Genomic DNA, 24,369 nt, shown 5'->3' with positions numbered 1-24,369 from the left:
GGTCGGTGGCCGCTCCCCCAAACCGGGCCGTGAAGCGGCGCACGTCCCGTGACAGGATCGCGCCCATGGCGTCGAGCTCGCAGCGCACCGGTGGCGGCCGGTGGGGCATGCGCGCGAACGTGCTGCGGCAGGGGGACGCCCACGACGGCAGCCGGGTGGGGTACGTCGAGCTCTTCTTCGACCTCGTGTTCGTGTTCGCCATCACGCAGCTGTCGCACGGTCTCATCGCCCACCCGGACCTGACCACGCTGCTGCACACGCTGGTCCTCGGCTGGGCGGTGTGGTGGCTGTGGATCGACACCACGTGGGTGACCAACTGGCTGGACCCGGAGAAGGTGCCGGTCCGCACGATGCTGCTGGTCCTCATGCTGCTCGGGCTGCTCATGTCGAGCGCCATCCCGGAGGCGTTCGACGGGAAGGCGCTGCTCTTCGCGGTCCCGTTCGTGCTCATCCAGGTGGGTCGCACGCTGTTCACCGTGTGGGCGATGGGCCGGCACTGGCCCGAGAACGCGGTCAACTTCGTGCGGATCACGGTGTGGGTGAGCGTGTCCGGGGCGTTCTGGATCGCGGGTGCGCTCGCCGACGACACCACGCGGCTGGCGCTCTGGGCCGTCGCGGCCCTGCTGGACGCCGCCGGTCCGCGTGCCCTGTTCTGGGTGCCCGGGATGGGGCCGACGGACCCGACCACGTGGGCCGTGCGCGGGTCGCACATGGCCGAGCGCGTGTCGCTGTTCCTCATCCTCAGCCTGGGCGAGTCGATCATCGTCACCGGCACCGCGTTCGCAGAGCTCGAGCTCGACGCGACGACGCTGCTCGCGTTCCTCGCCGCGTTCGCCAGCACCGTGCTCATGTGGCTGCTGTTCTTCGACCGGTCGGAGCACTCGGCCACCGCCTACCTGTCCTCCCGCGCCGACCCCGGGATGGTCGCCCAGACCGCCTACACCTACGTCCCGTTCCTGCTCATCGCGGGCATCGTCCTGACCGCCGTCGCCGACGAGCTCGTGCTCCTGCACCCCGTCGGGCACACCGACACGTGGACCGCCGGGCTCATCTGCGGAGCCGCGGCCGTGTACCTGCTGGGCAACGCGTTCTTCCGACGGGCGACCGGTGGCCGGTGGTCCGCGGCGCACCTGGCCGGCGTCGTGCTGGTGCTGGCGCTGTTCGGCCTACGCGATGTGCTGACGCCGCTCGGCCTGAACTGGCTGTCGAACGGCGTGCTGCTCGCGGTGATCGTCGGCGACGTCGTGCGGGCCCGTACACAGCAACAGCCCGAACCCTGAGGGGTTCGAGCTGAACTGTTGAGCGGAGACGGTGGGATTTGAACCCACGGAAGGCTTGCGCCTTCACGACCTTAGCAGGGTCGCGCACTAGACCGGGCTATGCGACGTCTCCAGGTCCAGCACAGGGTACCTGCGCCGGAGGCTCACTACCAAAGCGGTCGCTGACCTGCGGCGATGCCTACTCCTTGGGCTTCCACTGGTTGGCGCGGAGGTTCTGCGCCGCCAGCCGCGCCGTCTCCTGGAGCCGGGCCGTCCGGGTGGCCTCACGCTTGGCGTGCACGATCCACTCGAGGATGGCGCGACGCGCCGACGGGGGGAACGCGTCGAAGTTCTGCCGCGACCCCGGGTGCCGGTCGAACGCCGCGGCCAGGTCGTCGGGCACGACGAGGTTCTCCACGTCGTCCAGGAGGGTCCAGGAACCGTCGGCCTTGGCGGCGTCGATGACCGCCCGGCCGGCCGGCGTCATGCGCCCCTCGGCCTCGAGCCGGACGATGCGCTCCTTGTTGGTGCGCGCCCAGCCGCTGCCGGGCTTGCGGCGGGTGAACCAGAGCATCCGGCGCTCGTCGTCGAGCGTGCGGCCGGCGGAGTCGATCCAGCCGACGGCGAGCGCCTCCTCGACGGCGCGCTCGTACTGCACGCAGGGCCGACCGGTCGACGCCTTCCAGGACACCAACCAGGCCCCCGGCTCGGTCGCGTGGTGAGCCAGGAGCCAGTCGCGCCACTCCTCGACGGACTCCACGTGCACCCGCGGAGCGTCGTCCCTGCCTGCCATGGCTCCTCCTGACGTCGCCGACCATCCTTCCCGACCGTGGGGTGGCCGGGGGTCAGGCTTCGGAGGTGACCGCGTCGCGGGTGGCGGCGGCCGAGTCGCGGGCGCGCTCGGCGCGGTGGAGCTCACGCTCGGCGGTCGCGAGCTCGCGCTCGTCGGCCCGCAGGGTCTGCTGCGTGGTCCCGACCTCCTTGTCCGCGATCGTCGCGGCCTTGCCGGCGGCGGCGAGGCGGCGCCGGGCCTCCGCGAGCGCGCGGACCAGGTCGTCCTCCTCCTCGTGGGCGCGGGCGGCGGCCTCCTCGGCCCGAGCCACCTCGGCCGCGCTCTCCTCGCGGGCCGCGACCGCGGCGTCGTGACGCTGCCGGGCCTCGGCCGCCGCGCGCTCGGCCTGCTCCCACGCGGCCTGCGCCTCATCGCGGGCTCGCTGCTCACGCTCCTCGCGGCGGCGGCGGCGGTCCCGCTCGGCGGCCGACTCACCCGTCTCCTTCGTCGGCTCGGCACGCTCCGACTCCCCCACGAGGCGCAGCTTCCCGCGCGCCGGGGCGCTCTTCGCGGGCTTGGGCGGCTTCGGGGCAGGGGCCGGAGCAGCCGCGTCCCCTTCTGCCGAGTCCGCGGCGCCGAACCCCGCGTACTCGCGCGCGGCGGTGAGGCGTCCCGACAGGACGTCGCGGGCCACGGCGGGGTCGGCCAGCGCGGCGGTGAGGGTGGCGTCGAGCTCCTGCACGACCGCATCGCCGATCTTCTGACCGGACGGCTTGGCCAGGCCACGGGCGCGCGCGACCAGGGAGCGGACCAGCTGGCGGCGCTGCTTCGACAGGTCGCGCAGGGCGGGTCCGTCCAGCGACCGCTCCGCATCACGCAGCCCCTCACCGAGCGCGACGATCTGCGCGGGGAGGGCGGCGTCGCTGCGCACGAGGAGGTTGACCAGCCAGGCGGACACGGTCGGCTTGCGCAGCTCGCCGATGGCCGTGGCCAGCTCCCGGTCCTTGTCGGCGCGGGCGGCCCTGACCGCGGCGTCGCGGCGGGCGACGAACTCGGCGGGTGGCCCGGAGTAGAGGTCGTCGGCGACGTCGTCGAGCTCGCTCATCGGTTCCGCCCTGCGCCGGGGTGCACTCTCCGACCCTGCCACGGCGCCGCTCGTACGGCTCGGCTCGCGCGATCGGCGGGTCGCGGTGATGATCCTGTCACGTCGGATCGACGAGCGGACCGACCTGGCACCACGGAGCGGCAACGATGGTCGGCACGAGCCTGTCCGGCCACGTGAGCCTGTCCCCGTTCGCGACTCCGGCGGTCGCCGACGTGCCCGGGACGGTCGAGGAGGCGCTGCGCGTCGTCCCGACCTGGTCCACCGACCTCGTGCCCGGCGGCGGCGCCACGGCGCGGCTCTGGGAGCTGCTCGCCACGCTCGGCGCCGCCGACCTCGGCGTGGCGCGGGCGGTCGAGCCGCACCTGGACGCGCGCGCGATCCTCGCCCAGGCCGGCATCCCCGACAGCGGCGGGACCTGGGGCGTGTTCGCGGCCGAAGGTCCGGGCGTGCGGGTCGACGCCGGGCGCGATGACGCCGAGCGCGACGACGGCTGGCGGTTGCGCGGCACCAAGCCCTGGTGCTCCTTGGCCGGCGTGCTGGACTCGGCGCTGGTCACCGCGCACCTGCCGGACGGCGGGCGCGGGCTGTTCGCGGTCGACCTGCGCCAGAGCGGCGTGCGCCTGGTCGACCAGGCCTGGGTCTCCCGGGGCCTGGCGGAGATCCCGAGCACCCCCGTGGCGTTCGACGACGTGCCCGCGAAACCCGTCGGCGGTCCCGGCTGGTACCTGGAGCGGCCCGGGTTCTGGTGGGGTGGCATCGGCGTCGCCGCGTGCTGGTTCGGGGGCGCGGTCGGCCTCGGCCGGCGCCTGCACGCGGAGGCCGCGCGGCGCGACGACCCGCTCCTCGCCATGCACCTCGGCGCGGTCGACCACCGGCTCGAGGACGCCCGGCGGGCACTGGCCGAGGCGGCGGCCCTGGTCGACGCGCACACCCTGGGCGCCCCCGAGGGGCGTCTGCTGGCCAAGCGCGTCCGCGCGACGGTGGCCCTCGTGTGCGAGGACGTGGTCGCCCGGGTCGGGCACGCCCTCGGCCCGGCACCGCTCGCACTCGAGGAGGAGCACGCCAAGCGCGTCGCCGACCTGCAGGTCTACGTGCGCCAGCAGCACGCCGAGCGCGACGACGCGTCCCTCGGCACGGCGCTCGCGTCACGGGAGGCACCGTGGTGACGTTCGACGGCCGCGCGCCCGGCACGCCCGCCGGTCGGTGGTCCGCCGACCCGCGCCTGGGCGCCCTCCCCGCGCTCGCGCTGCGCCGGACGGGCCGCACGGTCGTGGTCGCGGCGCACCCCGACGACGAGACGCTGGGCGCGGGCGGGATCCTCGCGGAGCTGGCCGACGCCGGGCACCCGGCCGACGTCGTGATCGTGTCCGACGGCGCCGCCTCCCACCCCGGTTCGCCCACGCTCGACCCGGACGCGCTGGCCACCCGTCGCTGGGCCGAGGTGGTGGAGGCGGTGCACCTGCTGTCGCCGGACTCGGCGATCACGATGCTCGGGCACGCGGACGGCGGCCTGCGCGAGGCCCGTGACGCCATCGAGGACGACCTGCGCGGCCTGCTGTCCGACGGCGCGCAGGTCGACCAGCTCGTGGCTCCGTGGCGCGGCGACGGGCACCGGGACCACCGGATCGTCGGCGAGATCTGCGCGGCGCTGGCCGACGAGCTGGGGTGCACGCTGCTGGAGTACCCGCTGTGGCTGTGGCACTGGGCGACGCCCGACGACGCGCGGGTGCCCTGGGACCGGATGCGGGTGGTCGAGCTCTCGGACCGGTCGGTGGTCCGCAAGCAGCGCGCGGTGGCCGCGCACGTCACGCAGGTGACCGCGCTGTCGTCCGACCCGCGCGACGCCCCGACGCTGCACCCGGCGTTCCTGCGGACGTTCGACCGTGACGTCGAGGTGGTCGTCGCGGCGGGCGAGGCCCGGGACACGCTGCCGGGCGAGTTCTTCGACGCGACGTACGACCGGCACGAGGACCCCTGGGGGTACACCGACCGCTGGTACGAGGAGCGCAAGCGCGCGCTGACCCTCGCCGCGCTGCCGGCGGCGAGGTACGGGCGGGTGCTGGAGATCGGCTGCGGCATCGGGGTGCTCACGCAGCAGCTCGCCGGGCGGGCCGACCACCTGCTGGCCGTCGACGTGTCCGCGGAGGCGGTCGCGCGCGCCCGCACCCGGGTCGCCGGCCTGCCCCACGTACGCGTCGAGGTCGCGGACGTCGCGGATGCCGTCCCGGCGGGTCCGTTCGACCTGGTGGTCCTGTCCGAGGTCGGCTACTACTTCTCCCGCCCGACGCTGGAGCGGGTGCTGGCGGACCTGCGGGCCACGCTCGCCCCTGGCGGCACGCTCCTGGCGTGCCACTGGCGTCATCCGGTGGAGGCCTACCCGCTCGGCGGTGACGAGGTGCACCGCGTGCTGCGTCGCACCCTCGACCTCAGCCTGCTGGCCGAGCACCGCGAGGCGGACCTGCTGCTCGACGTGTACGGCGACGACCCGCGCTCGGTCGCCGAGCGGACGGGCCTCGCGTGAGGCGCATCGAGCACGTCGCGGTCGTCGTCCCGGCCCGGGACGAGGAGCAGCTGGTGGGCAGGTGCCTGGACGCGCTGCAGGTGGCCCGGCGGGCCGCCCGGCTGGCGCGCCCGGACCTGACGGTCGACCTGGTGCTGGTGCTCGACCGGTGCACCGACGGCACCCGCACGGTGGCGCTCGGGCACCGGGACCTGCGGCTGGTCGAGCTCGGCGCCGGACGCGCCGGAGCGGCGCGGGCGGCCGGGGTGTGCGACGCGCTCGCACGGTCCGCCGCCCCGGAGCGAGGGACGTGGGTCGCCAGCACCGACGCGGACTCCGCCGTCCCGGAGGGGTGGATCCTCGAGCAGGTCCGGCTGGCCGACGCCGGCGCCGACGTGGTGGTCGGGACCGTGCGCCCGGATCCGGCCGAGCTCACCGCGAGCCAGCTGGCCGCGTGGCGCGCCACCCGCGTGCGCGGTCGGCCGAACGGCCACGTGCACGGCGCCAACCTGGGCGTCCGGGCGGACGCCTACCTGCGGGCGGGCGGCTTCCCCGACCTGCCCGAGCACGAGGACGTCGACCTGGTGGCCGCGCTGGTCCGGGACGGCGCGCGGGTCGTCGCGACGGACGCCTGCGACGTGCTCACCTCGGGGCGCCTGGTCGGCCGCACCCCCGGCGGCTACGCGGGCTACCTGCGGTCGCGATTCGGCTCCCCGGAGGATCAGGCCGAGTCGGCCTGAGGTTCGGCGAGCTCGAACCGGACGGTGCGCTGCGGGACGGACGCCTCGGTCAGCCGGACCCGGACGTGCTCGCCCAGCGGAAGCCCGACACCCTCGATGCGACCGCGCACCGCCGGGTCGCGCAGCTGGACGACGCCCGCGTCCCGGTCCTCCCGGACATCGACGACCGCACCGTCGAACACCTCGCCGACGTGCCCGGCCAGGAGGGCAGCCTCCACCAGGTCGAGACACCCGCGCTCGTACTCGGCGGCCCGCTTGTCGCCACCGGCCATCAGCCCGGGCAGCTCGGGCAGGGCGTCGCGCACCCAACTGGGGACCGGCTCACCGGCGCAGAGCGCCACGCACGTCTCGCCGACGAACCTGTCGACCAGCCTGCGTAGCGGGGCGGTGGTGTGCGCGTACGGCGCCGCGATCGCGGTGTGCGCGACGAACGCCGGCAGCTCGCCGTCGAACGCCACGTACGCCGCCCCGCGCAGGAGGGCGGTCGCGTCCGTGAGCAGTGCGGCGTGTGCGGGGTCGGCCGCGTCGAGGTCCCGGATGACGTCACCGGGCGTCACCCCCGCACGCCACGGCACCCCGAGCGCACGCGCCGACCGGCGCAGCCGCTCGACGTCGCGGGGGTCCGCCTCCGGGAGCGTCCGGAGGATGCCGACGCGTCCGTCCAGCATCAGCCGGGCGGCGCACATGCCCGTGAGCAGCGAGATCTGCGCGTTCCACTCCTCGACGGGCAGCGGCGCGCGGCTGGTGAGGGTCCAGACCCCGTCGGCACCCTGCTCGACCTCCTGCTCGGGCGTCGGCAGCGTGATGCCGCCGCGCGCCACCTCCGCGGTCAGCCGCAGCGTGCCGACCTCGCGCAGGAGCTGCAGGGACTCGTCCGCGGAGCCGTCGTCGAGAGCCGCCTGCGCACCCGTGTACGTCAGCTGCGCGCGGCTGCGCACCGACGCGCGTCGCACGGTGACGTCCTGCGGTGCACCGTCCGCGTCCAGGTCGATCGTCCACAGCAGGGCCGGGGTCACCTGGTCGGGCAGGATGCTCGCGACACCCTCGGACAGCAGGGGCGGGTGCAGCGGCGTCCGGCCGTCCGGCGCGTACAGGGTCTCGACGCGCTCGCGGACCTCGCGGTCGATCGCCCCGCCGGGTCGCACCCACGCGGCGACGTCGGCGATCGCGTACCGCACCCGGTAGCCGTCACCGAGACGCTCGATGTGGACCGCCTGGTCCAGGTCCCTGGAGCCCTCGGGGTCGATGGTCACGAACGGGATGTCCGTGGCGTCGGACCGCTCGCCCGCCGGTCCACCGGCGGCCGCGGACGCGGCCTCCGCGAGCACGTCCGCGGGGAACTCCGCGGGCACGTCGAGCTCGCGGCGCAGGTCGTCCAGACCCCGCCGGACCAGGACGTCGACCGTCTCGCCCTGCGCCTCCTGCGGCGGGCGGGCGGGCAGCTGGACGTGTCGTCGGGGCACGCCGTGAGCCTAGGTGCCCGGTCGCCGGGATGCCCGCCGGGCGCCCTGCGCCCGGTGCCCGCGCGAGCACCCGGTACGCGCTACCGGCCCGCCGCGAGCACCTGCACCGCGCCGTCCCCCTCGCTCACCGTCATGGCGTAGGAGGCGTCGGCGACGTCGAGGTCGAGCTCGGCCCAGTCGTCGCCGGACGTCCAGCGCAGCGACGCCCCGGTGCCGTGGGTCTCCCACGAGAAGGAGCCCCCGAAGGCGGGATGGGTGGCGCGCACCCGCAGCGCCTCCAGCTGGGCGCGCACCGGAGGGCGGGTGAGCTCCGTCGCCACCTCGTCGGCCGTGTAGTGGTGGCGGTTGACGTCCCTGCCCACCCCCGTGCGCTCGAGCAGGTCGATGTCGTTGGCGCCGGCGAGCAGGCCGACGTAGTAGACCTGCGGGGTTCCGGGCACGAAGAGCTGGATCAAGCGGGCCAGCACGTGGCGGCGGTCGTCGCGCCCGAGCGCGTCGTAGAGCGTGCAGTTGACCTGGTACAGATCGAGGTTCGACGCCGCCTCACCCGTCGCCATGCGCGAGGTGCCGCCGCTGTTGTCATGGATCGACTCCACCAGGACGTCGATCTGCTCCGGGGTCAGCAGGCCGGGCTCGCCGGGACGCAGGTCGGAGGGCCCCACGTCCACGATCCCGATCCCGTCGTGGGTGTCCAGGACCGTCACCGCATTCGTCGGGCGGATGTGCAGCCAGTGCGCCAGCGGCGCCAGGTCGCTCGCCGTGAGCGCATGCAGCACCAGCGGCGGCAGGGCGAAGTCGTAGACGAGGTCCACCTTGCGGGCGATCTCCATCTGCTGGGTGTGGTGCCCGTGCACCTCGACCAGCACGGTCGCGCCCTGGGCGTGCGCCCGCTGCACGATCCGGTCCGTGTAGAGGTCCGTGGCCGGCGTCATGAAGCAGTCGGTCCCCGCCTGCTTGCCGGTGTAGCCCACCGCGTCGAGCCGGAGCTGGGTGACGCCGGCCGAGAGCAGGGCGTCGACGACGGAGTCCAGGTAGTCCCACGCCTCCGTCGACCGCAGGTCGATGTCGATCTGGTCCGGGGTGAACGTCGTCCACACCAGCCGGCGCTCGCCCCCGAGCCGCATGGCCGTGAACGGCAGCCCGGGCCGGGGCCGGTAGATCCGCGCGAGGTCGGCCTCGGTCGCTCCGTCGGGGAACACCGACGACAGGGTGAGGAACATGGGCGCCCACGGCGACGCGTCGCCGCGCTCGCGCACGTCCAGGAACTGCTCGGACAGGGCGGACACGTGGTTCACGATGACGTCGGCCATCACGGTCCGGCCCTGCGCCAGCAGGCGCAGGTCCTCCCACGTCCCCAGGCGCGGGTCGACCATCGTGTGGTCGCTCGGGTCGAACCCCGCATCGGCACCGTCGTGCGGGGTGAAGAACGGCAGGACGTGCACGCCGTCGAACGCCCCGGCCAGCGGCCCGTCGAGCAGCGCGGTCAGGCCGGCGACGTCCCCCGCCAGCCGATCGGCGTAGGTGATGAGCTGAGGACCGTGGTTGCTCACGTGCGGGACTCCGTCGGGGTCGGTACTGGCATTGTCTGTCCGATCTGGGTACGCGGCACGTGGTCAGCCGTGCCTGCGGGCCAGCAGGCGCGTGAGCCAGCTCGCGCGCGCCGCGCGGGCCGCGCGCGACAGCCGAGCCGTGGGCACCAGGCCGTCGAACCCGTGGCACCCACCGGGCCAGACGTGCAGCTCGGCGTCACCACCGTCGGCCCACAGCCTGGCGGCGTACTGCACGCACTCGTCCCGGAACGTCTCGGTCGAGGCCACGTCGATGAACGCGGGGGGCAGGTCGCCGAGCGAGTCGGCCCTGCTCGCGGACGCGTAGGGGGGTGTGGTGGGTCCGCCCGCGGCTGCGCCGAGGTATGCGCCCCACCCCGTTGCGTTGGCCGTCCGGTCCCACGACCCGGCACCTGCCATCTGGTGCGTGGACGGGCTGTCGTTGCGGTCGTCGAGCATCGGGTACACGAGCAGCTGGCCGAGCAGAGGGGGGCCACCACGATCGCGCACCAGGAGCGCCAGAGCCGCAGCGAGGCCACCGCCGGCGCTCACGCCCGTGACGACGACTCGCTGCGGGTCGACTCCCAGGTCCGACGCCTTGGCGACGAGCCAGACGAGCGCCGCGTACGCGTCCTCGACGGCCGCCGGATACGGGCTCTCCGGTGCCAGCCGGTACTCGACCGACGCGACGGCCCACCCGGGTGCGACGTCCAGCGCCATGTCGACGTTGTCTGCCACGTCCCCGACGACCAGTCCCCCGCCGTGCAGGTGGAGCAGGACGGGGACGGGCTCCGGCACCCCCTCCGGACGCACGACCAGCACCCGGACGTCACCGTCCGGGCCCGGGGCGTGGTGCTCGCTGACCGTGCACGCGGCGGCCGCCACCACGGCCTGGATGTCGGGTGGCGTCGCGCGGGCGCGGAGCGCACCGATCTCGTCCGGTGCGAGCGCGGTGACGACCAGCTCCGCCTTGTCCAGCATCACTGCCGCGATCTCGGGGTCGAACGGGGGCAGGCGAACGCTCATCCCTTGACCGCGCCCTGGAGCAGGGCGGAGACGAACTGTCGCTGGAAGACCAGGAAGACGATCAGCGTCGGCGTCAGGATGAGCAGGGACCCCGCGCACAGCAGCGGGATGTCGGTGCCGTACTGGCCCTGGAACGCACCGAGCGCACCGGCCATCGTGCGCTTGGTCGAGTCGTCGACGAGCACGACGGCGAGGAGGAACTGGTTCCACGTCCACAGGAAGAGCAGGATCGCCAGGGACGACAGCGCCGGCATGGACAGCGGCAGGTGGATCTTGGAGAACAGCGCCCACGTGCTCGCGCCGTCCATCCGCGCGGCCTCGGACAGGTCCTGCGGCATGTTCACGAAGTGCGCCCGCATCCACATGACGGCGAACGGCATGTAGAGGCCGATCAACGGAAGGATGATCGCCCACCGCGTGTTCAGGAGGCCGAAGTCACGCATCTGGAAGTACAGCGGGACGATGACGCCCTGGAACGGCAGCGTCAGGCCGAGCAGGAACGCCAGGAAGATCCAGCGGTGCCCCGGCGGGCGCAGGTGACCCAGCGCGAACCCGGCGAGCGTGGAGATGAGCAGGGCGACGGGCACGACGCCGATCACGATGAGCACGCTCGACCAGAGCAGCTTCTCCATGTGCGCCGACTGGAAGGCGGCGGCGAAGTTCTCCCAGTGCAGGGTCTCGGGGATCTCGAGGCCCGACGGGTACGTGCCGGACGGGTGCAGAGCGGTGATCAGGAGCGTGAAGAACGGGAGGATCGTCACGGCCATGAGCAGGACGAGAAGGGCGTTGCCGACCCACTTCTCGCGACGGGAGACGACCATCAGTCACTGTCCTTCGTGAGTCGCTGGATGGGCAGGACGATGGCCAGCACGAGGACCATGAACGCCACGGCGAGCGCGGAGGCCTGTCCGATCTCGCGGCTGAAGAACGCCAGGTAGTAGATCTCGAGCCCGGGCACGAGGGTGCTGTTGCCCGGACCTCCCTGGGTGGAGATGTAGATGATGTCGAAGCTCGCGAGGGCGGCGATCACGGTGACGGTGACGCACACGCCGATCTCCTGGCGCAGGCTCGGCAGGGTGATCGAGAAGAACTCGCGGATCGCGCCGGCGCCGTCGATGCGGGCCGCCTCGTACAGCGCGGGGTCGATCTTCGTCATGCCGGCGAGCAGCAGGAGCATGCACAGGCCGAGCGCCACCCAGGCGCCGATGACCCCGACTGCCGGCAGGGCGGCGTCGAAGTCGCCGAGCCACGGCCGCGCCAGGTCCCCGAGCCCGACCGCGCGCAGCAGCTGGTTGACCACGCCGTCGGAGGCCATCAGCCAGGTCCACATGATGCCGGCCGCGACCAGCGGGATGACCTGCGGGAGGAAGAGCACCGTGCGGGACACGACCGCCAGTCGGCTCGCCGCGAACTTGCGGATCGTCGCCGCGGTGAACAGCCCGAGGACGACGGGCACGAACGAGAAGTAGATGATGAGCTCGAGCGCGTTGACGATCGAGCCGAGCATGGCCTCGTCGCGCAGGAGCCGCGTGTAGTTGTCGGCGCCGACCCACGTCGCGGGTCCCACACCGTTCCAGTCGTAGAACGAGTACTGGAAGGTCAGGACGAGCGGCCGCAGGACGAACACGCCGTAGAACAGGGCCGCTGGTGCCACGAGGGAGAGCGCGATCCAGCCTCGGCGCAGGCGCCGCGCCTTGAGGGCGCGGCGCCTGCCGTCGATGCTGGTCGACTGCTCGACCGTCTCGCGGCGACCGGCTGTCCCGGTCGTCGCTGTCATGTCAGCCGCCGATCTGTGCTTCGTAGTCGGCCTGCACGGCGGTCAGGAGGCCTTCGGGCGTCTGCTCGCCGGCGACGAGCTTCTGCAGGTTCGGAGTCCAGCTCTTCGCGTAGATCTCACCGGTCGCGTTGGCGATGAACTCCATCGCCCCGTCGTCCTCGCCGATGGTCGTACCGGCCGCCAGCGTCTGGGCGGTCACCGAGGTCTCGTCGACCTCGGGCATGAACCCGTCGGCGGGACCCATGGGGCGTGAGCCACCGATCTCGACGCCGATCGTGCGCGCCTCCTCGTTGGTCGCGATCCAGTCCAGGAAGAAGGCGGCACAGTCGGGGTTCTTGGCCTGGGACGAGACGCCGTAGGTCAGCGGGGCGGACATCGCGCCGACCTCGCCATCCGCCTCGACGGGCGGGACCAGGAAGAACCCGACCTTGCCGGCCATCTGGGCGTCGAGGTTCCCGGACTCCCAGTCGCCGTTGAACATGAGCAGCGACTTGCCGTCGATGAACCGGCTCATCATCGTCGCGTAGTCCATGGCGTTCACGTCGTCCGCGAAGTAGCCCGCCTTGATCCACGAGTCGAGGTGCTCGGCGGCCTCGAGGTTCTCCGGGGTGTCGATCCGCGCGTCGGCCTGCTGGAACGTCCAGTCGTTGATCGCGGCCGGGTCTCCGTACGAGGCCATGAGGCCCTGCAGCGGGAACGCGAACCCGCCGGTGGCACCGCCGTTGAACTGCGCCATCGGGGTGATGCCCGCGTCCTTGGCCTTCTGCAGGACGGCGTCGAGCTCCGCGAGGGTCGCGGGCGGCTCGGTCATACCGATCTGCGCCGCGAGGTCCTTGTTGTAGAAGATGCCGGTCATCGACTGGTTCAGGCCCATCGCGTACAGCGGGCCGTTGCCGCGTCGGCCGTCCTCGTCGACGCGCATCTGCGTGAGCTGCGACGCCGGCCACTGGTCCCACCCGAACGCCTCGGCGTACGGGTCGAGGTCCAGCAGCAGGCCGTCCGTCGCGAGCTCCGACACCTGCGGCAGGCGCATCAGGTCCGGCGGGGAGTCGGCCAGGACGCGGGGTGCGTTCTGCGTGATGACCGCGAACTGGTCCTCGCGGATGTCGAAGGTCACGTTGGGGTACTGGGCCGTGAACTCGTCGGCGAGAGCCTTGGGCAGGGGGAAGCCCGTCTCGATGTACGTGCTGAGGACGACGTCGTCCTCGCCGCAGCTCGGTGCACCGGCTGCGTTCGTGCCGCCAGCGGTCGGCTCCGGGTCGTCGCTCGTCGTGCCGCCGGGGGCGCTGCACGCGGTGACGGTGATGAGGCTCGCAAGGCACAGGGACGCTGCGGCCGTGAGGCGGCGCGTCCTCTGACTGGCTCGAGACAACGGTGTCTCCTTCTTCTACGAAGCGGTCCGGGGGGAATCACACCGGTTGCTAAATCGGCTTAGCACGACCGATACTTGCGATCCGGCCGACGGGATGTCAAGCGGGACGCGGTTACAGATCGATCACGCCCGGAATGCGCCCGGCTGAGCGACGTCGCAGGTCACGCTCGTCACACATCTAGGATCCGTGGCGACGAGAGGAGTCAGTGGTGAGCCGCACGCGCGTGACCTTGGCGGATGTCGCGCGCGCCTCGGGCGTCTCGTCCACGACCGCCTCCCTCGTGCTGTCGGGCCGCGGCGCCGAGCTGCGCATCTCCGGGGCGGTCCAGGAGCGCGTGCGCAGTGCGGCCGCCGAGCTGGCGTATCGGCCCAACATCGTCTCGATCGGGCTGCGCAAAGGCACGACGCGGACCCTCGGCCTGGTCTCCGACACCGTGGCCACCTCCCAGCTCGCGGGCGACATGATCAAGGGCGCGATCGAAGCCGCCCGTGATCACGGCTTCATGCTCTTCATCGGTGAGACCGAGGGCGACCCCGAGATCGAGGTGGCGTTGCTCGAGGCGATGCACGACCGCCAGGTCGACGGCATCATCCTGACCTCGATGTTCACACGGACCCGATCCGTGCCGGAGCTGCTGGACCGCGTCCCCACGGTTCTGCTGAACATGCTCGCCGCCGAGCCCACGGCTGCTCCGGCCGTGGTTCCGGACGAGGTCGACGCCGGTCGGGCCGCCGCTCGCCTCCTGCTGGAGGCCGGACACCGCGAGATCCACCTGATCGGCGCCGGACCGACGCCGGACGACGTGCCCCCCGACACGGTCGCCGGCGTCGAACGTCTCGCGGGGATCCGCGAGGTCCTGGGCGCCGCCGGTCTCGAACCGGCTTCCGCGCACCTCTGCCAGGACTGGCTGCCGCCGCAGGGCTGGCAGGCGACCCGCGACCTGCTCGATCGACATCCCCACCCGCGCGCCCTCATCTGCTTCAACGACCGGCTGGCCTTCGGCGCCTACCAGGCCCTCCAGGAGTCCGGCCTGGCCATCCCGGACGACGTGTCGGTCGTGTCGTTCGACGACTACCCGATGGCCGAATGGCTCCGCCCGGGCCTGTCGTCCTTCGCGATCCCTCACGAGCAGCTCGGACGCCGGGCGGTCGAGCTCCTCATCGAGGTGGTGCGGGACGGGCCCGGCACGGTGCCCGCTGCGGTTCACCGGTACCCCCTGCCGCTGCACGCCAGAGGATCCGTCGCCGCCCGTCGCTAGCCAGGTCGCCCGCCCCCGCACCCGTCTCCTCCAGTCCGAGAGGATCTCCACCGTGCTCGAGCTTCCGGACTCGTGGGTGTGGGACTTCTGGCTCGCGGACGACGGCGAGAGCTACCACCTGTTCTTCCTCTACGCCTCGCGAGCGCTGGGCGACCCCGACGCACGGCACCACCGCGCGTCCGTCGGGCACGCTGTCTCGACCGACCTGACCAGCTGGACCCGGGTCGCGGATGCCCTCGTGCGCGGCGACTCCCCCGCGTTCGACGACCTCGCCACCTGGACGGGATCGGTCGTTCGGCACCCGGACGGCACGTGGTTCATGTTCTACACCGGGGCGACGATGACCCTCGGGGGCAATGTCCAGACCATCGGCTACGCCACGTCGGCCGACCTCACGACCTGGACCAAGAGCCCTGACAACCCGGTCCTGCGCGCGGACCCCCGCTGGTACGAGCTGCTCGAGGACGGCCAGTGGGCCGAGGAGGCGTTCCGCGACCCGTGGGTGTTCGCCGACCCGGACGGCGACGGCTGGCACATGCTCGTCACGGCTCGCGCCCGCACCGGTCCGGCCGACTCCCGGGGAGCCCTCGGGCACGCGTGGTCGCCGGACCTGCGCCGGTGGGAGCTGCGCGCACCGTTGACCGCGCCCGAGGACGGCTTCGGACACCTGGAGGTCGCCCAGGTCGAGGACGTCGACGGCACGTGGGTGGTCGTCTTCTCGTGCCTCGCCACGTCTGCGGACACCCGCACGAACGGGACATCGGCCGGTGTCTGGGTCGCACGCGGCGCCGGCCCGCTGGGTCCCTTCGACATCGCGAACGCGCAACCGCTGACGGGGAGCGACCTGTACAGCGGCCGGCTCGTGCGGCGCCGGGACAGCGCCCGCTGGCTCCTGCTCGCGTTCCACAACGACGCCGCTGACGGGACCTTCGTGGGCAGCATCAGCGATCCCATGGCGGTGAGCTGGGCCGGGACCTCGCTCGTCGTGACGCCCTGACGTACTCGCGATCAGGGTGCGCCGAAAGCCACGGGAGCACGATCTGTTCAGGGCTCATGCCGGGGCCTTCCCGGCTCGGCACAGATGGCAGATCCAGGGGCGCCGGCTGGCGCGGCCGATCAGCGGGCACCATCGTGGCGCACGGGCACACCACTGGGGTCGGGGTCGGCGGGGATTGCTCATCCGACCAGTGCACCGGCGCCCGCTGACACCGGCACCAGGTGGCTAGATGCGAGGCCCTGCACTTCCCGATCGTTACCGTGTCCCACGGCTGACCTGCACCTTGACAGCTGGAGCACGTCCGGCACGTCGACCGCACCGTCGACCACCGATCAGCCAAGCCTTTCAGGAATGTCCCGCCTTCAAACGAGCTGCACTCCCGTACAGGCCCGCGACGCGCAGCTCAGCCCCAGGGCGGGGCTCAGGCTTGAAGAAAACGTCGCGGTATGAGCTGTGACTCCCAGGGCGTCTGCACGGGACCTCCGCTTCAAGCCGAACTAGTGGACTCAGCCAGCGGCCTGGGCTCGTGGCATTGTTAGCACGTCTGCCAGGGCGCCACCCACACACGCACCATGGGTGCGGCATCCAGATCGCCATCGGGCAGGGCGTCGAGGGCGACGTCGTCGATGGCATCCCAGTCGGCTTCCTGGCCGAACAGCACCGTCAGGGTGATGTGCTCGGTGGTGCCGTCCCCACCTCGGCGCTGTCGCTAGAAGAGCCCGGCTCGCCCTCGAGACATCAGCCGTAAATCCAGTCGGCCGAGCAATCGAAAGACAGAGTCCCTAAGTCCTCATCTTCACCCCGAGGAATGACGGCAGCGCCCTGCAACACGACGATCTCCTCTCCGGTGGCCGTCGTTGCGATCAGGCTCCCGTAGACCTTGCTCTGAGCGATGTCTGAAGCACAGTCCCGGGCACCTCCACGAAGACTTGAACTGCGGACGCGCCGCCCGGGGCGAGCGTGACTGATCCGCCCTTGCAATCTTGGCGCGTCGCGAATCGGACGGTGTACTCGTCGTCGCCGCGTGCGAATGAGAGTCGAACTACCGTTACCGCCTGCTCGGCACGGTTCGTGAGCAACATGCTTGCGGCGAGCCCCGAAGCGTCCGTGTCGGCGCCGGCGGCGAGGGCCAGCGCGTCGGCGTCGGCGAAGTCGAACCCAGTGATCTCTAACCCCTGGGGCTATCTCTCGCGCACGAGCATCGTCGGAGCGCTCGACTGCCCCCGGAATGAGACCGAGAGCAAAGCCAAGCAAGGCCGACAGCAACAGGATGAGCACGGAAAACGTCTTCTCGCCGGCGATCCACTCACGGAAGCGTGCGCCCTTGCTCTTCGTCCGCTCGCTCATCCGCGCTCTCTTAATGGTGCGATGGAGCATCGTTAGCGCGGCGCCGCTCTCAGAGTCCTGGTAGCGAGAGGGGCGCATCCAGCATCCTCGCGGTCCGACTCGTCTACCTGATCGGACGAGGGCGTCCTACTCGTACGGCGAGGGCTCGGTGATCAGGCCGTCGTCGATGAGGTGGGTCCCAGACCACCACCAGCGCTGCACCTTCGCAGCGTCAGGGCGTGCCCCCAGCCCAGGAGGCTGCCAGCCCTTCTGAGCGACGATGACTGCGTCGAGCTGAGGCCACACAGGGATTCGTTCGCGTGCAGCGCCCGCGATCCAGCGCCACTCACGCTCGTGCGTCCAGTCGGACCTGTACATGATGAGGTCGATGCGCTGGACGAGCGCACTACGGCCTGGCGAACGCTCATCCAGCGCCGCGCGGATCTTCGGGGCTTCCGCGTAGTCCGCATAAAGAACCGGTCGCGCACCTGAGACCCACATAGATGTTCGGCTGAGGACTAGCGCCCAGGGCTCGAAGGGGCCGCGGGTGCTGAGGCCGGTTCGGAATGCCGCTTCGAGGTCCGCCGGCGAGATGTCCGACGCGCCGATGACAGGAACGTCAACCGTGCCGTACACCGGGAACGCCCGCAGTTGCCCAGACACGAGAATCGAGGCGAGACGCTGTTCAGCGTTCAGATGTGCGACGTCCCCTGGCAGCGGTGAGTCGCCGCGCGGCCGGCCCGTGAAGTGCACCAGGCGTGGCGTCGGACGCTCTAGTGGATCGAAGACGGTCGGGATCACGCAGACATCGTCTCGGAGATGTCAACACCGATGTGCCTCTCACCTACAACCGGAGCCGGGACACCCGAAGATCGGCTGCGACTGCCTGACCGGCGCGGGTACCGCCGCCGCCCCTGTAGATGTTGCGCCGCGAGTCCAGGTGGTTCTGGGCGTACCAGCGAGGTCCTGGCCCTGCGGCTCGTTCGGTCGGGTTCAGGCTGAATCGGTGTCGTCGAGCGTGGCGGCGGGCGTTTGATCGAGGAAGTCGATTACCTCGTGAATGTCGCCTCGGCTGATGAGGATCGGAGGGTTGCGCTGAACGACAGTCCCACTCGCGATCCGGATGATGCACACCATGAACGGGTAATCGCCATCAGGTTCGTAGATCGCGGTTGTCAACCACTCGGCTATGTCGTCGTTCTCGAGGTAGCCGACCTCCGACGTCGTCTCCCCGCGCCAGTTTGAGTACACCAAGCGCTGAATCTTCCGCTCGGTCGTCGGGAAGAATCCTCCACCCTCCTTGAACGCCTCCCACTTCTCCAGCGCGTGCGCGCCGGTGCTGCCCGGGGGTACGAAGAACTCACGACGTGTGACAGTCGCCGGCGGATACGAAAGGTCGGTCATGAGGTGTTTTGTACTCCGCTGCACGGGCCGTGTCGACGTCTCGCTGGCAACGCCAGGCAGCGAAGGGGCAGGAGGTGCGCCGCCGGGGCGTGCGGTCGCGAGTTGGGCCAAGGCAGCGACCGTTGCGTGCGACCGTCGCCGACTCCTGCGTCATTGCCGGGAAGGTGGTCCAGTTGATAGACACGCCGCGACCCGGCGCACGGGTCAATCTCCCGAAGCGGGACCGCCGGCGCGCCGCCCGACTCGCGCCGTCCTGCCCGTTCAAGGAGTAAGCGCCATCACAGGGGCGAGTGCAGGGTCGGGCGCTAGGGTCGCGATCGTGATCTGGTCCGGTGGCGACAACGACGAGCTACGGCGACTGGACGCCTTTGCAACGGCGTTCGTTGCGGCGGCGTCTACCGACCGGTCTCGGAACGTCGAAGGTGTGAAGTCCTTCCCGCGGGGGTCATGCACGTGGGCGTCATTTGCCGGCGACGAGCTCTTGCGAGAAGCAGGCCTCGGAGAGTGGACGCTGTGGAACGCATCAACGCTCGAGGGAATGCCTCGCCACGACTGGTTGGTCCGTGACGACCTGTTCCTCGACCTGACAGCGCACCAGCACGCCAGGTTCGACCAGCCACTTGTCGGACTCGGCACGAACCCCCTTGAAGAGCGCTACCCAACGCTGCTGGGGCTGCACCCGACGTCGGAGATTTGGGCGTGGCCGGGCGCCCTCGTCTGGAAGGCCGTTCTCGAGGATGTGATGGCGGAGCACCCCTGAGGTCCCGCGAAACGCGCCGACTTACGAGCGATGACCCGCTCCGCGTTGAGCTCAGCGAGCACCTCGCGCGCCTCTGTCAACGGGTGCACGGCCGATCCGTCTGGGTGTGCCGCCGAAAACGTGCTGCGCGGCAGCGTCTTGTGCTGGGCGAGGCTGTCGCGCCGCAATCCCTGCTTCCGAATCGCACCTTCTCTCGTCCTCCGCGACTAGGACCCGAAACGCCCCGTCTTTGGCACTTCGGCGTGCCAGAGCGGCAGACGATGGCTCCCACGAGGCGACCACGAAGCTAGACCGGCAGCTCCTCCGCCTTGAGCCCGCGGGCGGAACCGCATCGCCGTGTCCTTGGACACGACCACGGTGCACTGTTGGGCTATGCGCGAGTGTCAACGACCGCCCAGCACCTCGACCGGCAGATCGCCGCGCTCGAATCCGCGGGCGTCGCGCCGGAGCGCGTCTTTGTCGACAAGGCCACCGGTGCGCACACCGCCCGTCCTGGCCTTCAGGCGCTGCTGACGTACGCGCGCCCTCGGGATCTGGTGCTGTGCTACACGCTTGACCGCCTGGGTGGAAGTCTTCGCGACACCTTGAACATCGTCCACGACCTGCGCGAGCGGGGTATCGGGATGCGCACGCTCGCGGACCCGATCCCCATCAACACCGCCGACGACTCGGCGACGGCACGCTTAGCGCTCGCTCTCCTGGGCCTCTTCTCAGAGCTTGAGCGGGTCTATAACGCTGAACGTATAGCTCACGCCCGCGCTGTTCGTGAGGCGAAGGGCGACGGTCGCGGCGTGGGTCGTCCTCGGGCACTGTCCGACGACCAGGTCGCCTATGCGGCACACCTGCGGGACCCCCTCGAGCGGACCGTACCGGACATTGCGAAAGAGCTGGGTGTTGGCACTGCGACCTTGTATCGCGCTCTGCCGCCGTGTCCGGTGCTCGCACCTACTGCGAGCGGCACGGAGCCGGAGGCCCGTTCATGACCGCGCCTCGCACCTACACGGTCGGGCTGCCCGTCTTCGTCACGGTGCACGACGACGGCGGGACACTTACGACATTGACGTCAGCGCGGCAGGCCGTGCTCCGTACGAGTTCGGGCCTGCCTTCATGACGATGTACAACGCGGCCGCCGAGCCGATCACCCTTACCGACGAGATCGCCGACGCCGATGCCGCGCGCATCCGCAGCTCGCTCGAGCACCCTGGTTGAACCAGGACGCCGCCCGCGCGCTGACCAGTCTCCGTGTCCCCTGACCAGACCTGAGGAGCAGATCCGTGACCGACGACTACGAGATCCGGCCCCGACCGATCCCCGCCGACTGTCCTTGGTCGGTCGGCCGCGTGAGGTTCGCCGGTGGTGACGAGACCGCTAGATTCGAGGCCGACCTTCTGCGCCGTGGCGTGAAGATGGCAAAGTCGCCAATGGCGGCACCGGCGGCTGCCACGACTTCGCTCCTACCGTCGTTGGTGGATGGGTGGGTGGCCATACGCGAGTTCGAGCGCTACGCCGAGGCGTGGGGCGCGGAGGTCGGCGTCCGGTTCGAGCCGAACGACGCTCTGATCCACGAGCTCCTCGAGCGGTGGTGGAGCACGCAGCCGACCTACCGCTGACGCCGCCACCGGCACGTGCTACCAGGAGCCCACCCAGTTGAAGCGTGACCCTGACTGGCCGCCCACGAGGAAGTTGGCATTCAGAGCCGTGACACCGTTGCGGATGAGGCTCACGGCAAGTGCGGGGTTGTCCTTCGTCTTGACCCAGCTCGCAGCGTTGCGTGCAAGCGCCTTCGCCGAAGGCGCGTCGGAGTCGTAGTACACCTGCGCGCTGCCCTTCGTCGGCAGGCGGAGCCAGCCAGCGATGCCGCCGATGCCGCCGAGGACGGGGTCGGCCCAACCTGTCAGATCAGTCAGCCACCGGAGCGTTCGCGTGATCGTTGCAGGCTCCGTGCTGGCGAGCTTCCAGGCATCGTTTAGCCAGGCGGGGTCGGCCTGTGCCCGTTCGCGATCCAACCGGTGCACGGCGTCGAGAAAGTCGTGAGGGCGCATCCGGTCCACTAGGTCAAAGACCTGAGCCGTGAGGCTCCCGGGTCCAACAGCGCCCGCCAACACCGGCCACCAGACGCGAGCGTTCGCCGCATAGCGCGTATAGGTCGCAATGCCGCCGTCGCAATTCGCGACGAGCCAGGGCAGGTACGTCCGGTCGTAGAACTTCGGCGCGTTGCCGGACGCCTCAAGCATCGCCAACAGGAGTTGCGCCGTGCCCAGCGGGTACTTGTAGCGGGCCGAGTACGCCTTGCCGGGCTCGTCGTAGCCCGCCTGCGTGCCGGCCCACATCGTCGGAGACGCGACAAGGTGGACGTTCGCGGCCGCGTCGACCGCCGAGTCCCAGGCTTCGAAGGCTGCTGCGACACCAGCAGCCCTCGGCTGTCGGTCGCCCCACTTGATGATGTGGTTGCTGACCGAGTCGAAGCGTGTGGAGAACAAGTCAATACCGAACGCGTCGTCGGGAACCCTCGTCGCGACGCTCGGGTGAACGAGCCATTCGCCCGACAGAACGGAGAAGGCGACGATCTTGTAGTTCTTTGCGACCGACGCAAGCATTGCGGCGGACACGAGACCGTCGATGTCTGCGCTGACGATCATCGAACGCGAGTCGGTGAGCATCCGTCCGAGGCGCCCCGCCGCTGAGTTCGGGTCTCCACTCAACTGCGGCCCGAGCGCTTCGATCGCGATCTTGCGCCGCTCTGCCGCGTTTGAGTGATCGTCGACCATGGCGGGGAATCTACAGCCGACGAGGATCCACTCGGCGGGATGTGCTGGGTCAAGCGTGTCTACGCTGGATTCGATGCCTGAGAGATGGGTCGCAACAGCGCAGGGACGACACCTCGCGGGACGAACGAAGGTCTCGACGAGGCCGGAGGTGAGGCTGCGATCGGCGCTCCACGCCGCGGGCTTCCGTTTCCGTCTGCATCCTCAGATCGCCAAGGGTTGCACCCCGGACCTTGTGCTTCCGCGCCACCGGGTGGCCGTGTTCGTGGACGGCTGCTTCTGGCACGGCTGCCCAACACATGGCCGTCGCACACCTTGGTCCGGGCCAAATGCTCTGCTCTGGGAAGCCAAAATGCAGCGCAACCGTGTGCGCGACGAACGATCGACGAGACTCGCGCAAGAGGCCGGGTGGACGGTGCTCCGCATCTGGGAACACGAGGTCACGGCCGACGTTGCTTTGGCCGTCGAGCGCGTTTGTGCAGCGTGTGCCGGTGCGTCGACAACCAGCTAGCACACCAGATCGCTAGGGTCCCGATCGTGGCGAAGCGCGGTGCAGGTCAGCAGGGCACCCTCGGTCTCGGCGGCGGCAGTGACGCGAGCAGCGGATCTCGAGCGTTCGACGAGTTCCGGGACGCACTCGCCACCAGCACACAACTTCGAAACGAGCTCGAGCAGGCGCTCCGCGCGAACGTGCACAGGGTCAACCCCACGGACCGTGCGAACCGTTTCGGGAGCGGCGGTGCGGTCGAGTGGATTCTGGCGTCCGCAGCTTTCGCAGCCGGAGTCCTCAGCGTCCCCGGCGGACACAACGCCAACGGCTTCGACCTGCGCGCACTTCGCGAGGACGCGCGCGGCCTTTGGTCCGTGAAGAACCAGACGGCACCGAAGGCAATGGCGTACCGGATCACCAACGGGCTCGGCGGGTCAGGTGGCGGGTTCACCGAGTCGACGGTCTTCCTCTCACCACACCTTCCGGGAATCGTCTTCGCAGATCCAAAGGTCCACACCGAGCTGGCTGCGCAGACGTACGACAGCGGCGACGCGACGATGCTCGGCTTCGCAGCGATCCGCGCGCACGCCGTCGCTCATCCAGAGTGTGTCGCCATCTGCGATATGCCCGTCAACCCAGGCACAGGGTCCGAGGATCCTTGGCTCGCCTTCATCGAGTCCCTCCTGAACTCGCAGCAGTACCCCACGCTCGCTCGAATGTTCGTCGCGTCCAAGCCTGTCCAGGGAAATCTCGCTTCTGAACTTCAAACGCTCGTCGCGTTGCGTGATGCGGGGTCACTGACAGCCGAGCAGTTCGACGCCGCAGTGCAGCGACTGACGCGAGGGGGCTAGGCATGTCGCCACGCGCTCGACGCGGGGAAGGCATCCGCGAGCCGGAACGCCCGCTCATGGGTGCAATCTCTGACGCGCTCGGGATCGCGCACCACGACTGCGGGAAGGGGTCGAATGTCGAGGGCACGTTCCTCGTTGCCATCGCCGACGCGCTCGGCTTGGGCGCCCAGGCAACTGGCAGCATCGAGGCGAACATCGACCTGCTCGTTGAGTCACTTACCGACCTGGAAGGCGCCGACTTCCACTCGCAGCGCGGCACGATCACAAACCGGGTGCTTCGCGTCATCCTTGAAGGCATCCTCGTCGGTGGACATGCCGTGGCCCCGCTCAACAGCGCGCCCGCTGCGCGTATCGCGATGGTCCTGGGAGTGGAAGCTGGCGGACCAGACGGTGAAGACGATGCGATCGACGCGCTCGACCTGTCTGATGAGCGCAAGTGGTCCATGCGCAATACCGTCGTCCGCGAGGGTCAGACCCTTTTCCGTCGCCATCTCCTGACGGCGTACGGACGGCGATGCGCGATTACTGGGACTTCGCTGGTGCAGGTGCTCGAGGCCGCGCACATCCGCCCCTACAAGGGGCCGAACACGAACCTCCCGAGTAACGGAATACTCCTCCGTGCGGACCTTCATCGAATGTGGGACGTCGGACTCCTCGCGGTCCACGAAGAAGACCTGACCGTTCTTGTGGCTGACCACGTGACCGACCCGGGATACGTCGCGCTGCGCGGAACGGTGATTCGTATACCGGAACTTCCGGGGCAGCGTCCGCGTCCCGACGCGTTGTGGCAGCAGCGCGACTGGGCGCAACTCTGACGGGCTCAGCAATCTCGCGTCAGTCGTAGCCAGCAACCCCGGCTGTACGTCATCCGGGCCGTGCAGTCCTCGCTGAGCACCGCGGCGACCAGGTCGAGTGTGGCGCGCTTAAGGACGTCGTGGCCGAGGATGACGTGCTTG

At 70.6% G+C, this 24,369-nt stretch carries 23 protein-coding genes, 1 tRNA gene and 1 pseudogene; 12 read left to right on the top strand and 13 right to left on the bottom strand.

The window, feature by feature from the left end; all coding sequences use genetic code 11:
- Window positions 1-65 precede the first annotated feature (65 nt).
- The gene (locus tag KG102_RS01180) at window positions 66-1,280 is read left to right on the top strand and encodes a low temperature requirement protein A (protein ID WP_208289642.1); all 1,215 of its coding nucleotides are present in this window, start codon (window positions 66-68) and stop codon (window positions 1,278-1,280) included.
- Between the two features lie 23 nt (window positions 1,281-1,303).
- On the opposite strand, the gene KG102_RS01175 is transcribed toward KG102_RS01180, so the two are convergent.
- The 3 genes from KG102_RS01175 to KG102_RS01165 all read right to left on the bottom strand — a co-directional run bounded on the left by KG102_RS01175 (window position 1,304) and on the right by KG102_RS01165 (window position 3,136).
- Window positions 1,304-1,392, bottom strand: a tRNA-Ser gene (locus tag KG102_RS01175).
- A 66-nt stretch (window positions 1,393-1,458) separates the two neighbouring features.
- Complete coding sequence (locus KG102_RS01170; protein WP_208289643.1) at window positions 1,459-2,052, bottom strand: YdeI/OmpD-associated family protein; 594 nt, start codon at window positions 2,050-2,052, stop codon at window positions 1,459-1,461.
- A gap of 52 nt (window positions 2,053-2,104) precedes the next feature.
- A complete protein-coding gene (locus tag KG102_RS01165) occupies window positions 2,105-3,136 on the bottom strand; it encodes a hypothetical protein (RefSeq protein ID WP_208289644.1) in 1,032 nt (343 codons plus the stop codon).
- A 146-nt stretch (window positions 3,137-3,282) separates the two neighbouring features.
- On the opposite strand from KG102_RS01165, the gene KG102_RS01160 reads away from it, so the two are divergent.
- The 3 genes from KG102_RS01160 to KG102_RS01150 are packed head-to-tail and all read left to right on the top strand — an operon-like array spanning window position 3,283 to window position 6,376.
- Window positions 3,283-4,302 (top strand): acyl-CoA dehydrogenase family protein, encoded by a 1,020-nt coding sequence (locus tag KG102_RS01160; RefSeq protein WP_208289645.1) that lies wholly within the window; start codon window positions 3,283-3,285, stop codon window positions 4,300-4,302.
- Window positions 4,296-5,657 carry a PIG-L family deacetylase gene (locus KG102_RS01155; protein WP_208289646.1) on the top strand — a complete coding sequence of 454 codons (1,362 nt, stop codon included), beginning with the start codon at window positions 4,296-4,298 and terminating at the stop codon, window positions 5,655-5,657. Before KG102_RS01160 ends, KG102_RS01155 begins: the two co-directional genes overlap by 7 nt.
- Window positions 5,654-6,376, top strand: a complete 723-nt coding sequence (locus tag KG102_RS01150; protein WP_249667414.1) for a glycosyltransferase — start codon at window positions 5,654-5,656, stop codon at window positions 6,374-6,376. The genes KG102_RS01155 and KG102_RS01150 overlap by 4 nt, the downstream gene beginning before the upstream one ends.
- Here KG102_RS01150 and KG102_RS01145 read toward each other — a convergent pair.
- The 6 genes and pseudogenes from KG102_RS01145 to KG102_RS01120 form a co-directional block, all read right to left on the bottom strand.
- Window positions 6,358-7,839: an RNB domain-containing ribonuclease gene (locus KG102_RS01145; protein ID WP_249667413.1), complete on the bottom strand. Its 1,482-nt coding sequence runs from the start codon at window positions 7,837-7,839 to the stop codon at window positions 6,358-6,360. The two genes, KG102_RS01150 and KG102_RS01145, sit on opposite strands and share 19 nt — an antisense overlap.
- A gap of 80 nt (window positions 7,840-7,919) precedes the next feature.
- Window positions 7,920-9,428: pseudogene (gene gtfA, locus KG102_RS01140) on the bottom strand (sucrose phosphorylase); the annotation flags it as partial.
- Window positions 9,429-9,452: 24 nt separating this feature from the next.
- Window positions 9,453-10,412: an alpha/beta hydrolase gene (locus KG102_RS01135; protein ID WP_208289648.1), complete on the bottom strand. Its 960-nt coding sequence runs from the start codon at window positions 10,410-10,412 to the stop codon at window positions 9,453-9,455.
- The gene (locus tag KG102_RS01130; protein ID WP_208289649.1) at window positions 10,409-11,233 is read right to left on the bottom strand and encodes a carbohydrate ABC transporter permease; all 825 of its coding nucleotides are present in this window, start codon (window positions 11,231-11,233) and stop codon (window positions 10,409-10,411) included. The genes KG102_RS01135 and KG102_RS01130 overlap by 4 nt, the downstream gene beginning before the upstream one ends.
- Window positions 11,233-12,189, bottom strand: a complete 957-nt coding sequence (locus KG102_RS01125; protein ID WP_208210272.1) for a carbohydrate ABC transporter permease — start codon at window positions 12,187-12,189, stop codon at window positions 11,233-11,235. Before KG102_RS01125 ends, KG102_RS01130 begins: the two co-directional genes overlap by 1 nt.
- 1 nt (window position 12,190) lies before the next feature.
- Window positions 12,191-13,561 carry an ABC transporter substrate-binding protein gene (locus tag KG102_RS01120; protein WP_208210273.1) on the bottom strand — a complete coding sequence of 457 codons (1,371 nt, stop codon included), beginning with the start codon at window positions 13,559-13,561 and terminating at the stop codon, window positions 12,191-12,193.
- A 209-nt stretch (window positions 13,562-13,770) separates the two neighbouring features.
- On the opposite strand from KG102_RS01120, the gene KG102_RS01115 reads away from it, so the two are divergent.
- Together KG102_RS01115 and KG102_RS01110 are read left to right on the top strand one after the other, a co-directional pair.
- A complete protein-coding gene (locus tag KG102_RS01115; protein WP_249667412.1) occupies window positions 13,771-14,820 on the top strand; it encodes a LacI family DNA-binding transcriptional regulator in 1,050 nt (349 codons plus the stop codon).
- Window positions 14,821-14,872: 52 nt separating this feature from the next.
- A complete protein-coding gene (locus KG102_RS01110) occupies window positions 14,873-15,817 on the top strand; it encodes a family 43 glycosylhydrolase (RefSeq protein WP_208289650.1) in 945 nt (314 codons plus the stop codon).
- A gap of 535 nt (window positions 15,818-16,352) precedes the next feature.
- Here KG102_RS01110 and KG102_RS18885 read toward each other — a convergent pair.
- From KG102_RS18885 to KG102_RS01100, 3 genes are all read right to left on the bottom strand, one after another.
- Window positions 16,353-16,478 (bottom strand): hypothetical protein, encoded by a 126-nt coding sequence (locus KG102_RS18885; protein ID WP_255547342.1) that lies wholly within the window; start codon window positions 16,476-16,478, stop codon window positions 16,353-16,355.
- Between the two features lie 812 nt (window positions 16,479-17,290).
- Window positions 17,291-17,944, bottom strand: coding sequence for a hypothetical protein (locus tag KG102_RS01105; RefSeq protein WP_208289651.1), 654 nt, complete (start codon window positions 17,942-17,944; stop codon window positions 17,291-17,293).
- Window positions 17,945-18,136: 192 nt separating this feature from the next.
- A complete protein-coding gene (locus tag KG102_RS01100; RefSeq protein ID WP_208289652.1) occupies window positions 18,137-18,547 on the bottom strand; it encodes a hypothetical protein in 411 nt (136 codons plus the stop codon).
- 319 nt (window positions 18,548-18,866) lie between these two features.
- Between KG102_RS01100 and KG102_RS01095 the strand changes: the two genes are divergently transcribed.
- The 3 genes from KG102_RS01095 (at window position 18,867) to KG102_RS01085 (ending at window position 20,917) form a co-directional block, all read left to right on the top strand.
- Window positions 18,867-19,307, top strand: coding sequence for a hypothetical protein (locus tag KG102_RS01095; RefSeq protein ID WP_208289653.1), 441 nt, complete (start codon window positions 18,867-18,869; stop codon window positions 19,305-19,307).
- A 308-nt stretch (window positions 19,308-19,615) separates the two neighbouring features.
- Window positions 19,616-20,290 carry a recombinase family protein gene (locus KG102_RS01090; protein ID WP_322972665.1) on the top strand — a complete coding sequence of 225 codons (675 nt, stop codon included), beginning with the start codon at window positions 19,616-19,618 and terminating at the stop codon, window positions 20,288-20,290.
- 291 nt (window positions 20,291-20,581) lie between these two features.
- Window positions 20,582-20,917 (top strand): hypothetical protein, encoded by a 336-nt coding sequence (locus tag KG102_RS01085; protein ID WP_208289654.1) that lies wholly within the window; start codon window positions 20,582-20,584, stop codon window positions 20,915-20,917.
- 18 nt (window positions 20,918-20,935) lie between these two features.
- Here the strand turns inward: KG102_RS01085 and KG102_RS01080 are convergent, their stop codons facing one another.
- Window positions 20,936-22,075, bottom strand: coding sequence for a hypothetical protein (locus KG102_RS01080; RefSeq protein ID WP_208289655.1), 1,140 nt, complete (start codon window positions 22,073-22,075; stop codon window positions 20,936-20,938).
- On the opposite strand from KG102_RS01080, the gene KG102_RS01075 reads away from it, so the two are divergent.
- The 3 genes from KG102_RS01075 to KG102_RS01065 are packed head-to-tail and all read left to right on the top strand — an operon-like array spanning window position 22,074 to window position 24,228.
- The gene (locus KG102_RS01075) at window positions 22,074-22,583 is read left to right on the top strand and encodes a very short patch repair endonuclease (RefSeq protein ID WP_322972664.1); all 510 of its coding nucleotides are present in this window, start codon (window positions 22,074-22,076) and stop codon (window positions 22,581-22,583) included. The two genes, KG102_RS01080 and KG102_RS01075, sit on opposite strands and share 2 nt — an antisense overlap.
- Before the next feature lie 26 nt (window positions 22,584-22,609).
- Window positions 22,610-23,413 carry a hypothetical protein gene (locus tag KG102_RS01070; protein WP_208289657.1) on the top strand — a complete coding sequence of 268 codons (804 nt, stop codon included), beginning with the start codon at window positions 22,610-22,612 and terminating at the stop codon, window positions 23,411-23,413.
- A gap of 56 nt (window positions 23,414-23,469) precedes the next feature.
- The gene (locus KG102_RS01065) at window positions 23,470-24,228 is read left to right on the top strand and encodes an HNH endonuclease (protein ID WP_208289658.1); all 759 of its coding nucleotides are present in this window, start codon (window positions 23,470-23,472) and stop codon (window positions 24,226-24,228) included.
- Window positions 24,229-24,369 lie beyond the last annotated feature (141 nt).

It is taken from the genome of Cellulomonas fengjieae, from assembly GCF_018388465.1.
GTDB classification, from domain to species: domain Bacteria; phylum Actinomycetota; class Actinomycetes; order Actinomycetales; family Cellulomonadaceae; genus Cellulomonas; species Cellulomonas fengjieae.
Note: the sequence above shows the minus strand (reverse complement) of the source record. Positions and strands in the feature narration are given on the sequence as shown.